Source organism: Geodermatophilus sp. SYSU D00758 (assembly GCF_054049955.1).
Genome location: NZ_JBJGYK010000052.1, coordinates 1 through 12,316, shown reverse-complemented (window position 1 = coordinate 12,316; position 12,316 = coordinate 1). Strand labels below are relative to the sequence as shown.

Here is a 12,316-nt window from a genome sequence, read left to right as displayed (position 1 = left end):
ATGGGGTGGTGAGCGAGGACGAACGGCTGGCGGCGCGGACGCTCGGGGACTCCGGACCGCGGGTGGTGTTCGTCCACGGCCTGTTCGGCCAGGGCCGCAACTGGACGACGATCGCCAAGGGGCTGGCCGGCGACCACCGGGTGACCCTGCTCGACCTGCCCAACCACGGCCACTCGCCCTGGACCGACCGGGTCGACTACGTGGACATGGCCGAGATGGTCGCCGCCGAGCTGGCGTCCTTCGGGGAACCGGTGACCCTGGTCGGGCACTCGATGGGCGGCAAGGTCGCCCTCCAGCTGGCGCTGCACTCCCCCGACCTGCTGCGGGCGCTCGTCGTCGTGGACGTCGCGCCGACCGAGTACCCGGTCTCCGGCGGGCGCACCGGCGACCCGGACGAGGAGGCCGCGCCGTTCGCCGGGTTCATCGCCGCGATGCGCGCCCTCGACCTCGACGCGCTGGAGAGCCGGGAGGACGCCGACGCGGCCCTGCGCACCGCCGTCCCCAGCCGGATGGTGCGCTCCTTCCTCCTGCAGTCGCTGGTGCGCGACGGGGTCGGGCCGGACGGCGGCTGGCGCTGGCGCCTGAACCTGGAGGTGCTGGAGCGGGACCTGGAGGCGCTGCGGGGGTTCCCCGAGCCGCCGCCCGGGGCGCGCTACGAGGGCCCGGTGCTGTGGATCGCGGGCGCGAACTCGCACTACGTGCTCCCCGAGGACCGCGACCGCATGGACGAGCTGTGCCCCGGCACCCGGCTCGTGCGGGTCAAGAACGCCGGTCACTGGGTGCACTCGGAGCAGCCCGAGGTCTTCCTCGAGACGCTGCGGCGATTCCTGGAGCAGGTCGAGCGCTGAGCGCCCCGGCGGGACGACGCCTGGAGCGGGGCCGCGCGGGCTGCCATCCTCGGGACCGTGACCAGCGAGTTCGTGGTGCACCGGCCGCACCCGGCCCTGCGCGGGCTGGTCGCCGAGGCGGTGGGCTACCGGCAGGAGGGGCTGCCGCCCGCCGTCCACCGCGGGCTGCCCTCGCCGTCCCTCACCCTGGTCCTGCCCCTCGACGCGCCGCTGGAGGTGGTCGCGCACGCCGACCCGGGCCAGCCCCCGGGCTCCTTCGACACCGTCCTCGGCGGGCTGCACACCCGGCCCGCCCTCATCGCCCACCCCGGCCGGCAGGAGGGCGTCCAGCTCGGGCTGACCCCGCTCGGCGCCCGGGCGCTGCTCGGCACGCCGGCGGCGGAGCTGGCCTCCGTGGACGTGGGGCTGGACGACGTCCTCGGTCGCGGGCCCGCCGCGGAGCTCCTGGACCGCGTCCGGGCCGCGCGCGGCTGGCCGGCCCGCTTCGCCGTCCTGGAGGAGCTGCTGCTGGGGGTGGTCCGGCCGGCGGCCGGGCCGGCCCCCGAGGTCGCCGAGGCCTGGCGGCTCACCCTGGCGTCGGGCGGCCGGCTGCGGGTGGCCGAGGTGGCCGCCCGGGTGGGGTGGTCGGAACGCCACCTGACGCACCGGTTCCGCGCGGAGACCGGGCTCGGGCCCAAGGAGGCCGCGCGGGTGGTCCGCTTCGACCGGGCCCGCCGGGCGCTGGCCGGCCGGGTGGCCCGGGGCGGCGCGCCGGACCTCGCCGCGCTCGCCGCGGCGGCCGGCTACGCCGACCAGTCGCACCTGACCCGGGACTGGCGGGCCTTCAGCGGGCTCTCCCCCACCCGCTGGCTGGCCGCCGAGCTCGGATTCGTCCAAGACGCGGCCCCCGCCCGGGCGGCAGGGTCGGGGGCATGACAGCGACCCCGCCCCCCACCGTGTGGCCCGCCTTCCGCGCGGCCGACGCCCCCGCCCTGATCCGCTGGCTGGTCGACGTCCTCGGGTTCGAGGAGACCCTCGTCGTCCGGGACGGCGACCTCGTCACCCACGCCGAGCTGGCCTGGCCACCCGGCGGCGGGGTGATGCTGGGCTCGGCCCGCGAGGACGGCGGCTGGCCGGTGCAGCCGGGGACCACCGGCGCCTACCTGGTCACCGACGACGTCGCCGCCGTGTGGGACCGCGTGGTCGCCGCCGGGGCGGCGGTCACCCGTCCGCTGGCCGACGTCCCCTACGGCGGCAAGGAGTTCTCCGTCCGCGATCCGGAGGGGAACGCCTGGAGCGTCGGCGACTACCGCGGCCACCCCCGCGCCTGAACCGGCCGCGGTGGACCGGTCCCGGCGACCGGTGTCAGCGCGCGGCGTCCGCGGCCCCGTCCAGGACGACGCCGCCCCGGCCGGCCCGCTTGGCGGCGTACATCGCCTCGTCGGCCCGGTGCACGAGCGCCTCCGGCGTGGACCCCCGTCCGGCCACCGCGACGCCGATGCTGGCCCGCACGCTCACCGGGCCGTGCGCCAGCACGGCCGGCCGGGCGAGCTCCTCGCGCACCCGCTGCCCCAGCGCCGCGGCCGACCCGGCCGACTCCAGCCCCGGGGCGACCAGCAGGAACTCGTCGCCGCCCATCCGGCCGACCACGTCACCCCGCCGCAGCACGCCGGCCAGCCGCGCGGCGGTCAGCCGCAGGACGGCGTCCCCGGCCGCGTGCCCGTAGCGGTCGTTGACCGGCTTGAACTCGTCGAGGTCGACGAAGACCACGGCGGTCAGCGCGCTGCCCTCCAGCGCGGAGGCGAGCGCGGCCAGGGTCGCCGCCCGGTTGAGGCACCCGGTGAGCGCGTCGCGGGTGGCGCGCTCGGTCAGCTCGCCGCGCATGCGCGCGCTCTCGGTCACGTCGGTCAGGCACAGCAGCGCGCCCGGCGTGCCCTCCTCGTCGCCGAGCGGGGCCAGGGTCACCGCCACCACCCGGGCCTCGCCGCTGCCCGGCAGGCGCAGGGCGAGCTCCAGGTCGCCGTCCGCGCCGTCCTCGAAGGTCGACCGCAGCGCCGTGGCCAGCACCGCCCGCGACGGCTCGGTGAGCGCCGCCTCGAGGTCGGCCAGGCCGGTGACCTCGGGGACGCCGAGGAGACCGGCCAGCCGGGCGTTGGCGAAGACGGCCTCGCCGGCGGTGGTCAGCTGCAGCACGCCCAGCGGCACCGACTCCGCCAGCCGGCGCAGCAGCCGCTCCGACCGGTGCAGCGCCTCCTGGGCGGCCATCTCGTCGGAGATGTCGGTCATCTCGGTCAGCACGGAGGCGTCGGCGGGGTCGTCCGCGGCGACGTAGCGGTTCTCCAGCTCCAGCCACGCCCAGCTGCCGTCGCTGCGGCGGTGCCGCAGCCGGATCCGCTGGGTGTCCTGGGAGGCCAGCAGCTCCATCCAGCCGGCGACCGCGCGGTCGACGTCGTCCGGGTGCAGGAACTCGGTGGTGCGCCGGCCGACCAGCTCGTCCTCGGTCCAGCCCAGCATGCCGGTGGTCCGGGCGTGGCAGCCGGTGGTGACGGCGGTGAGGTTCTTGCGGACGGTCGCTCGCGTCCACGGGGTCGAAGACGCCGACGAGCACCCCGTGGCTGTCCCGGACGTCGAGGAAGGTCAGCGTCAGCTGCTGGTCGGGGTCCTCGACGGTGTGCACGGTGGCCATGCCCATGCCCATGCCGCGCCGCGCGGTGCGATCCCAGGCCTCGGCCACCGCGATCCGGTCGACGGGCAGGATGGCGTCGAGCAGGGTGGCCCGCTCCGCCGGTGCGGCGAGGGCCCGGTCCGCGGGCACGCCCAGCGATCCGGGGACGGGCAGCACGACGCCGTCGGGTGCCAGGGCGGCCAGGACGGAGCGCGGCCGGCGGGTCAGCTCGGCCAGCACCGCCGCGCGGTCCTCGGGCTTCGGGCTCTCGGTCACGGGAGGAGGATCGGGAACCGGGCGGTCCGCGCTGAGCCCCCGGCCGGGTGCCCTCCCCCCGAGGGAGGAGCCGCACCGCCCGCCGGCTCGCGCGCACAGGCCTTCCCGCTCAGACCGCCGCGAGGACCGCCGCTGCACCGGTGGCGGTTCGGGGCTCCGCCGCCGCGGGGAGGAGGACCACCGGACCCGGGACGCCGGCCGAGCGGGACGCCGCGGCCTCGTGCAGCACCGCACGCAGCGCGTGCGCCGGGTCCACGTCCCGTGCAGGGGCCCGGGCCGGTCGGGCGCCCAGCGCCGCCCGGAAGGACCGCGCCGCCCACCGGCCCTCGTGTGCCGAGAACTCGGGGTGGAACTGCACCCCGACGACCCGCTCGCCCAGCGCGAAGCCCTGCACGGTGGTGACCGGGTTGCTCCACAGGTGCCGCACGCCGGGCCGGGTGAGCAGGGCGGCCGGCACCTCGGCCACGTGGGCGGTGGCCACCACCAGGTCCGGCGTCCCGGGGGTGTGCCCTCGCAGCGCGGTGAGGCCGGCCTCGCCGCCGCCACCGACCGGCTGCGGGGTGAGGCCCGCGGCGACTGCGGCGATCATCTGCGCACCCAGGCAGATCCCGACCACGGAGCAGCGGTCACGCCCGGCGGTCTCCAGCGCCGCCGCGACGGCGGCCAGTCGGTCGGCCATGGCCGCCGACCCGGAGGAGACCGGCTCCAGCCCGCCGCTGAACACGTGGAGGACGTCGGGCCGGCCCCGGTGCCCGCCTCCCTCGTCGTCCCAGGGGATGCGCGTGACCCGCCAGCCCAGCTGGGCCAGCCGCCGCTCGATCGGCAGTCCCCACGGGACCCCGGGCCGCGCCTCACCGCTGCCCTGCCAGACCACTGCCTCCACGGCCCCCCCGTCCCGGCGCCCGAGGAGGCGCAGCGCACAGGATGGCGGTCGGCCCCGCCGGCCAGGGGTCGACGCGGTTACCGCCCGGTCACGAGTCGGCATCCCCCTCGGGGACCGGCGCGCGCGGGGTGCCCGACCGACCTACCGTCGGGGGAGACCGGTGCTCCACCGGTCGGGAAGGGGCCTGCTCGGGTGTGCGGTATCGCAGGCGGCTGGGGCGCGGTGCCGCCCGCGGACGTCGCGGCCATGACGGCGGCGCTCACCCACCGCGGGCCCGACGACGCGGGGCTGCACGAGGCCGGGCGGTCGGTGCTCGGCCACCGGCGGTTGTCGATCGTGGACCTGGAGCGCGGGGGGCAACCGATCGTCGACCGCTCCGGCCCCTCCGAGGTCGTCGTCGTGGTCAACGGCGAGATCTACAACGCCCCCGAACTGCGCCGGGAGCTGGCCGGCCGGCCCTGGCGGACCGGCTCGGACAGCGAGGTGGTGCTGCACCTGCTCGGCGGGCGGGACCCCGGCCCCGACGGTCCGGCCGACCTCGCCGCCGACGCCGCCGCGGCTGCCCGGTTGCGCGGGATGTTCGCCTTCGCCGTGCAGCGGGACGGCGAGCTGCTGCTCGGCCGGGATCCCGTGGGCATCAAGCCCCTCTACCTGGGCCGGCGCGGCGAGGACACCGTGTTCGCCTCGGAGGTCAAGGCCCTCCCGACCGGCACCCGCGAGGTCCGGCCCCTGGCGCCCGGGACGCTGTGGTCCTCGCGCAGCGGCGTCTCCCGCTTCGGCGCGATCCCCGACCCGCAGCCACAGGAACGGCCGGCGGCCGCCCACGTCCGGTCGGTGCGGACCGCCCTGGAGCGCTCGGTGGACCGCCACCTGATGGCTGACGTGCCGGTGGGTGCCTTCCTCTCCGGCGGGCTGGACTCCAGCGCCATCTGCGCCCTCCTGGCCCGGCGGGTGCCGCGCTTGCACACCTTCGCCGTGGGGCTCCCGGGCAGCCCGGACCTGGCCGCCGCCCGCCAGGTGGCGGAGCACCTCGGGACCGTCCACCACGAGCGGGTGGTCGACCCGGCGGAGGTCGCGGCGGCGCTGCCACGCATCGTCTGGTCGCTGGAGTCGACCGATCCCGACCTGGTCCGCAGCGCCGTACCGACCTGGTTCGTCGCCGAGCTCGCGGCCCGGCACGTCAAGGTGGTGCTCACCGGGGAGGGCGCCGACGAGCTGTTCGCGGGTTACCGCTACCACGCCGACGTCCCCAGGGAGCTGCTGCACGCCGAGCTGCGGCGCTCCCTCGGCGAGATGCACGCCATCAACCTGCAACGGGTCGACCGGATGACCATGGCGCACAGCCTCGAGGCCCGGGTCCCCTTCCTCGACCTGGACTTCATCAGGACGGCTCTCCGGGTCCCGGTCGACCTCGCACTCCCGCCCGGCGGCCCGGAGAAGTGGGTCCTGCGCGAGGCGGTCGCCGACCTGCTGCCACCGCAGATCGTGTGGCGCACCAAGGCGCAGTTCGACGAGGGCACCGGCATCGGGGACCTCGTCGACCGGGCGCTGGCCGACCACTGGCCGTCCGCCGGGGACCGACCGCTCGAGGCCGTCCTGGCCGGCGTGGCCGAGCCGGAGATGGTGGCCCACGTCGCGGCGGTCGCCGGGAGGTGGACCGCCGGGCGGCTCGGTGAGGTCGCCTGAGCCGCCCGCGACCTCCGGACGCGGGCGGAGCCGTGGACGACGCCCTGGGCCCCGCCCGCACCGTGGGCGCGACCCGTCAGTCGATGAACCCGTTCTCCCGGAGGAACTCCCGGGCGACCTCGGGGATCTCCTGGCCCTCGTTGTCCACCTGGGAGTTGAGACCGGTGATCACGTCGTCGGTGAGCTGCTCGCTGATCGGCGCCATGATCTCCGCGATCTCGGGGTTCTCGTCGAGCACCTCCTGGCGGACGGTCAGCGCGCCGTTGTAGGGGACGAAGAAGTTCTGGTCGTCCTCGAGCACGACGAGGTCGTTGGAGAGGATCCGCGCGTCGGTGGAGAACACCTCACCGAAGTTGCAGCTCTCACCGACCTGCGTGTAGATCAGCCCGAGGTCGAGCTCCACGACCTCGCTGAACTCGAACCCGTACGCCTCCTGCAGGCCGGGCAGGCCGTCGTCCCGGTTGAGGAACTCGCTGGCCGCGCACAGGGTGCCCTGCTCCGGGTTGGCCCGGACGAACTCGGCGACGTCGCTGGTCGTCTCGAGGCCGTTCTCCTCGGCGAACTGGGCGGTGGTGGCGATGCGGTAGGTGTCCTCGAACGGCGCCGGCTCGAGCCAGGCCACGCCGTTGGCGGCGTCGGCCTCGGCCACCGCCGAGGCGAGGTCCTCCGGGAGCTCCTCGGTGGTGTTGCCGAGGATGTTCACCCAGCCGGTCCCGGTGTACTCCCAGTACATGTCGATGTCGCCGCTCTCCAGGGCCGCCCGCACGGTGTCGGTGCCGGTCAGCCCGGTCTGGTCGGCGACGTCGGCACCGGCGGCCTGCAGCGCGGCGATGGTGATCTGGCCGAGGAGCTGGGACTCGGTGAACTCCTTCGACCCGACGGTGAACGAGGCGCCGGAGAGGTCGTACTCCTCGCCGATGGACCCGCCGCCGGCGACTCCCCCACCTCCGCCGCCGGCCCCGCCGGCCCCGCCGGCGTCGCTGAGGTCGGTATCTCCGCCGCAGGCCGTGGCCACCAGCGCGGTGAGGCCCAGCGCTGCTGCCGTGGACCAGGTCCTGGTCGTCATGGGTGTCCCTCTCTGTCGGGGTCGTTTCCGGGGTCGTCGGGTGGCGGTGCGGACAGAGGTCACAGGCCCTTCGGCCGCAGGACGTCCTCCGCGACGCCCGCCAGGTGGTCCACGAGCAGGGCGAGGACGGCGGTGAGCACCGCGCCGGTGAGCGAGACCAGGAAGCGGTTGGTGGAGAAGCCGGCGACGATCAGGGTGCCGAGTCCGCCGCCGTTGATGTAGGCGGCGAGGGTCGCCGTCCCGACGTTGATGACCAGCGCCGTCCGGACCCCGGCGAGGATCACCGGGACGGCCAGCGGCAGCTCCAGCCGGCGCAGCACCTGGCCCGTGGACAGGCCCATCCCCCGGCCGGCCTCGAGCACGGCCGGGTCGACCTGCTCCAGCCCGACCATCGTGTTGCGCAGCACCGGCAGCACGGCGTACAGCACGAGCCCGACGACGGCCGACCAGAAGCCGAGGAACAGGAAGGCCACGGCCAGCAGGGCCAGCACCCCGATCGTCGGCACCGCCTGCCCGATGTTGGCGACGGTGAGCAGCGCGCCGCGGAACGGGCGGGTGAACGGCCGGGTGAGCAGGATCCCGAGCGGGACGGCCAGGCCCACCACCAGCACCGTCGACACCGCGGTCAGCTGCACGTGCCGGACGACCGCCTCGCTGATCGTGGCGGCGTTGAGGCTGCGGGCCTCGATGCTGTCCAGGGACTGGCTGCCGACGTAGAGCCACAGGACCAGGCACACCAGGGCGAGCACCGCCGGCAGCGCGAGCCAGCCGATCCAGGGCCGTCGCGGCCGGTTGCCCGCGGTGCCGACGAGCGGGTCGGCGCCCGCCGGTGCCGACACCGTCACCGCCCCCCCGCGGTGGTCGCGCCGGGCTCCTCGCCCTCGTCCAGGGCGTACCGGGCCGTCCGGTCGGAGTCGTCGCGCATCGACCGGATCGCCTCGGTGATCCGGTCGATGTCCACGACGCCCTGGTAGACGCCGTTGCGGTCGACGACGGTGGCGACGCTGTAGCGGGCCGTGATCAGCTCGTCGAGGGCGTCGCTGAGCGTGGCGTGCGGCTCGACGAGCGCCTCCGGTCGCAGTCCCACCCGGTCCAGCGGCTGCCCGTCGCTCCGCTGCAGGTCCGCTGCCCCGACCCAGCGACGCGGCCGGCCCTGCGCGTCGAGCACGAGCAGGGCGCTGCGCCCGGACCCGCGCAGCACGTCCAGCGCCTGCTCCGCCGGGGTCTCCTGCGGCACGGTCGGCCACTGGCTGAGCCGGATGTCGCGCACCCGGCTCAGCCCGAGTCGCTTGAGCGACGCCCCGCGGCCGATGAAGTCGGCCACGAAGTCGTCGGCGGGCCGGGTGAGGACGGCCTCCGGGGTGTCGTACTGGACGACCCGCGAGCCCTCCCGCAGGATCGCGATCCGGTCGCCCATCTTGATCGCCTCGTCGATGTCGTGGGTGACGAAGACGATGGTCTTGCGCACGTCCGCCTGCAGCCGCAGGAACTCGTTCTGCAGCCGGTCCCGGGTGATCGGGTCGATGGCCCCGAACGGCTCGTCCATGAGCATCACGTCGGGATCGGCCGACAGCGCCCGGGCCACGCCGACGCGCTGCCGCTGACCGCCGGAGAGCTCCTTGGGGTAGCGGCCGCGGAAGGTCGCGGGGTCCATCCCCACGGTCTGGAGCAGTTCGTCGACGCGGTCGTCGACGCGCCCCTTCTCCCAGCCCAGCAGCTTGGGGACCGTGGCGATGTTCTCGGCGATGGTCATGTGCGGGAAGAGCCCGATCTGCTGGATCACGTAGCCGATCCGCCGGCGCAGCTGGTCGGGGTCGCCGTGGGTGACGTCCTCGCCGCCGAGCAGGATCCGGCCGGACGTCGGCTCGATGATGCGGTTGATCATCTTCATCGTCGTCGTCTTCCCGCAGCCCGACGGGCCGACGAGGATGACGATCTCCCCCTCGGGGACGTCCAGGGTCAGGTCGTCGACGGCCGGCTTCGCCTGGCCGGGGAAGGTCTTCGTCAGGTTCTCGAGGCGGATCATGGCCCGGCCGGCCCGGGCGCCGTCATGCGGGCGTGCGGTCATCGGAGGCCCTTCGAGGTGGTCACCTTGCCCAGCAGGGTGAAGACGGCGTCGAAGAGGACGGCCACGACGACCACCCCGACGATCCCGGTCAGCACGAGGTCCACCGCCACGGGTGCGCCGACGCGCGCCAGGCCGGTGAAGATGAAGTTGCCGTACCCGGGTCCGTTGATGATCGCCCCGATGGCGGCGATGCCGCAGAGGATCACCGTGCTGACGCGGATCCCGGTCATCACGATCGGCCAGGCGAGGGGCAGCTCGATGCGCAGCAGCCGCTGCCGCCGGGACAGGCCCATGCCCTGCGCGGACTCCACGATCGCCGGGTCGACCGACAGCAGGCCGGTCACCGTGTTGCGCACCACGGGGAGCAGCCCGTACATGGTCAGCGCGATGACCACCGGGGTCGTCCCGAGGCCCACGATGCCGAGCAGCAGGACGAACAGCGCGAACGACGGGATCGTGAGGAACGCACCGGTCACCGCGACGGCGGCGGTGCGGGCCGTGGGGCTGCGGTAGGACAGCACCCCGACCAGGACACCGAACGCGGCGGAGAGCACGACCGACACCGCGACGACACCGATGTGCTCGATGCCGCGCTGCAGGACGTCGTCCCGCCGATCCCACACGAAGTCGAAGAAGTCCAGGGTCGTGGCTCCCCTCGTCGGCGCCTCCGACCCAACCGGAGGGGACCGTCCTCGCTGGTCGGCGCCGACGATCCCGGAGGAGGATCCGCGTCCGCAACCCGGGGACGGCGCGCCCGCGGTCATCGGAATCGGATCGTTGCCCGTCCTCGGCGCGCGGCGACCGGCCGGGGGGGTTCAGGATCGACGGCATGACCGACCCGCGTGCCGGACAGCCCGCCGAACCCCGCGACCTCATCGACGTCGCCTCGCTGGTGACCGCGTACTACACCCGGCAGCCCGACCCGGAGGACCCCGCCCAGCAGGTCGCCTTCGGCACCAGCGGGCACCGCGGGTCGTCGTTCGACGGGGCCTTCAACGAGGCGCACATCCTCGCCACCACCCAGGCCATCTGCGAGTACCGGGCGGCGCAGGGCTACGACGGCCCGCTGTTCCTCGGCCGGGACACCCACGCGCTCTCCGAGCCGGCCTGGGCCTCGGCCCTCGAGGTGCTCGCCGCCAACGACGTGACCGTCCTCGTCGACGCCGCCGACCGCTACACCCCCACCCCGGCGGTGTCGCACGCGATCCTGCGGGCCAACCGCGGCCGCAGCTCCGGGCCGGCCGACGGCATCGTCGTCACGCCGTCGCACAACCCGCCCCGTGACGGCGGCTTCAAGTACAACCCGCCCTCCGGCGGGCCGGCCGACACCGACGCCACGAAGGCCATCGCCGACCGGGCCAACGAGCTGCTGCGGGCGGGGCTCGACGGCGTCCGGCGGGTGCCCTTCGCCCGGGCGCGCGCCGCGGCCACCGCCCACGACTTCCTCGGCGACTACGTCGACGACCTGCCCGCCGTCCTCGACCTCGACGCGGTCCGGGACGCCGGCGTCCGGATCGGTGCCGACCCCCTCGGCGGGGCCAGCGTCGACTACTGGGCGGCCATCGCCGAGCGGCACCGCCTCGACCTCACCGTGGTCAACCCGCTGGTCGACCCGACCTGGCGGTTCATGACCCTCGACTGGGACGGCAAGATCCGGATGGACTGCTCCTCCCCGTCGGCCATGGCCTCGCTCATCGGCGAGCGCGCGCGCTTCCAGGTCGCCACCGGCAACGACGCCGACGCCGACCGGCACGGCATCGTCACCCCCGACCGCGGGCTGATGAACCCCAACCACTACCTCGCCGTCGCCATCTCCTACCTGTTCGCCCACCGGCCGGAATGGGGCGCGGACGTCGCCGTCGGCAAGACGCTGGTGTCCTCCTCCCTCGTCGACCGGGTGGTCGAGGGCCTGGGCCGGCGCCTGGTCGAGGTGCCGGTCGGCTTCAAGTGGTTCGTGCCCGGCCTGCTCGACGGGTCGGTCGGCTTCGGCGGCGAGGAGTCCGCCGGGGCGTCCTTCCTCCGCCGCGACGGCAGCGTGTGGACGACGGACAAGGACGGCATCCTGCTGGCCCTGCTGGCCTCCGAGATCCTCGCGGTGACCGGGCGCTCGCCGTCCCAGCTGCACGCCGAGCTGACCGAGCGGTACGGCGAGTCGGCCTACGCCCGGGTCGACGCCCCCGCGACCCGGGAGGAGAAGGCGGCCCTGGGGAAGCTGTCGCCGGACGCCGTCACCGCCACCGAGCTCGCCGGCGAGCCGATCGTGGCCAAGCTGACGCGGGCGCCCGGCAACGACGCCGGGATCGGCGGGCTCAAGGTGGTCACCGAGAACGCCTGGTTCGCCGCCCGCCCCTCCGGGACCGAGGACGTCTACAAGGTCTACGCGGAGTCCTTCCGCGGCCCGGAGCACCTGGCGCGGGTCCAGGAGGAGGCCCGGGCCGTGGTGGGCGCCGCGCTGGGCTGAGTTCACTGTCGGCCTACCGGCCTCCCACCGCGGCCAGGTGCCGTCCCGGCCTGCGTCGAGCCGCTCGGCCGCATCCCTCCTCGGGGACCCTGCGGGCCCCGCTCGTCGGTCGCCCACCGCGGCCAGGTGCCGTCCCGGCCTGCGTCGAGCCGCTCGGCCGCATCCCTTCTCGGGGACCCTGCGGGCCCCGCTCGTCGGTCGCCGACCGCGGCCAGGTGCCGTCCCGGCCTGCGTCGAGCCGCTCGGCCGCATCCCTCCTCGGGGACCCTGCGGGCCCCGCTCGTCGGTCGCCGACCGCGGCCAGGTGCCGTCCCGGCCTGCGTCGAGCCGCTCGGCCGCATCCCTCCTCGGGGACCCTGCGGGCCCCGCTCGTCGGTCGCCGAC

General features: G+C 75.4%; 11 protein-coding genes and 1 pseudogene. 5 read left to right on the top strand and 7 right to left on the bottom strand.

Annotated features, from left to right (window positions below; genetic code table 11):
* Positions 1 to 8: 8 nt before the first annotated feature.
* Genes ACI8AC_RS22705 through ACI8AC_RS22695 form a run of 3 tightly spaced genes read left to right on the top strand, consistent with a single transcriptional unit; the run spans position 9 to position 2,158 of the window.
* Positions 9 to 848, top strand: coding sequence for an alpha/beta fold hydrolase (locus ACI8AC_RS22705; protein WP_456900116.1), 840 nt, complete (start codon positions 9 to 11; stop codon positions 846 to 848).
* 57 nt (positions 849 to 905) lie between these two features.
* A complete protein-coding gene (locus ACI8AC_RS22700) occupies positions 906 to 1,763 on the top strand; it encodes a helix-turn-helix domain-containing protein (RefSeq protein WP_456900115.1) in 858 nt (285 codons plus the stop codon).
* Entirely contained in the window at positions 1,760 to 2,158 is a 399-nt protein-coding gene (locus ACI8AC_RS22695) for a VOC family protein (protein ID WP_456900114.1), read from the top strand. Before ACI8AC_RS22700 ends, ACI8AC_RS22695 begins: the two co-directional genes overlap by 4 nt.
* 34 nt (positions 2,159 to 2,192) lie before the next feature.
* On the opposite strand, the gene ACI8AC_RS22690 is transcribed toward ACI8AC_RS22695, so the two are convergent.
* From ACI8AC_RS22690 to ACI8AC_RS22680, 3 genes and pseudogenes are all read right to left on the bottom strand, one after another.
* Complete coding sequence (locus ACI8AC_RS22690) at positions 2,193 to 3,092, bottom strand: diguanylate cyclase domain-containing protein (protein WP_456900131.1); 900 nt, start codon at positions 3,090 to 3,092, stop codon at positions 2,193 to 2,195.
* Positions 3,084 to 3,344: pseudogene (locus ACI8AC_RS22685) on the bottom strand (PAS domain-containing protein); the annotation flags it as partial. The pseudogene ACI8AC_RS22685 and the gene ACI8AC_RS22690, both read right to left, overlap by 9 nt.
* 533 nt (positions 3,345 to 3,877) lie before the next feature.
* Positions 3,878 to 4,651: a glutamine amidotransferase-related protein gene (locus ACI8AC_RS22680; RefSeq protein ID WP_456900113.1), complete on the bottom strand. Its 774-nt coding sequence runs from the start codon at positions 4,649 to 4,651 to the stop codon at positions 3,878 to 3,880.
* Positions 4,652 to 4,843: 192 nt separating this feature from the next.
* On the opposite strand from ACI8AC_RS22680, the gene asnB reads away from it, so the two are divergent.
* A complete protein-coding gene (gene asnB, locus ACI8AC_RS22675) occupies positions 4,844 to 6,337 on the top strand; it encodes an asparagine synthase (glutamine-hydrolyzing) (RefSeq protein ID WP_456900112.1) in 1,494 nt (497 codons plus the stop codon).
* 76 nt (positions 6,338 to 6,413) lie between these two features.
* On the opposite strand, the gene ACI8AC_RS22670 is transcribed toward asnB, so the two are convergent.
* The 4 genes from ACI8AC_RS22670 to ACI8AC_RS22655 are packed head-to-tail and all read right to left on the bottom strand — an operon-like array spanning position 6,414 to position 10,094.
* The gene (locus ACI8AC_RS22670; protein WP_456900111.1) at positions 6,414 to 7,403 is read right to left on the bottom strand and encodes a glycine betaine ABC transporter substrate-binding protein; all 990 of its coding nucleotides are present in this window, start codon (positions 7,401 to 7,403) and stop codon (positions 6,414 to 6,416) included.
* Between the two features lie 59 nt (positions 7,404 to 7,462).
* A complete protein-coding gene (locus ACI8AC_RS22665; protein WP_456900110.1) occupies positions 7,463 to 8,242 on the bottom strand; it encodes an ABC transporter permease in 780 nt (259 codons plus the stop codon).
* 2 nt (positions 8,243 to 8,244) lie between these two features.
* Complete coding sequence (locus tag ACI8AC_RS22660; protein ID WP_456900109.1) at positions 8,245 to 9,471, bottom strand: betaine/proline/choline family ABC transporter ATP-binding protein; 1,227 nt, start codon at positions 9,469 to 9,471, stop codon at positions 8,245 to 8,247.
* Positions 9,468 to 10,094, bottom strand: coding sequence for an ABC transporter permease (locus tag ACI8AC_RS22655; RefSeq protein WP_456900108.1), 627 nt, complete (start codon positions 10,092 to 10,094; stop codon positions 9,468 to 9,470). The genes ACI8AC_RS22660 and ACI8AC_RS22655 overlap by 4 nt, the downstream gene beginning before the upstream one ends.
* Before the next feature lie 206 nt (positions 10,095 to 10,300).
* On the opposite strand from ACI8AC_RS22655, the gene pgm reads away from it, so the two are divergent.
* Positions 10,301 to 11,932 (top strand): phosphoglucomutase (alpha-D-glucose-1,6-bisphosphate-dependent), encoded by a 1,632-nt coding sequence (gene pgm / locus ACI8AC_RS22650; protein WP_456900107.1) that lies wholly within the window; start codon positions 10,301 to 10,303, stop codon positions 11,930 to 11,932.
* Positions 11,933 to 12,316 lie beyond the last annotated feature (384 nt).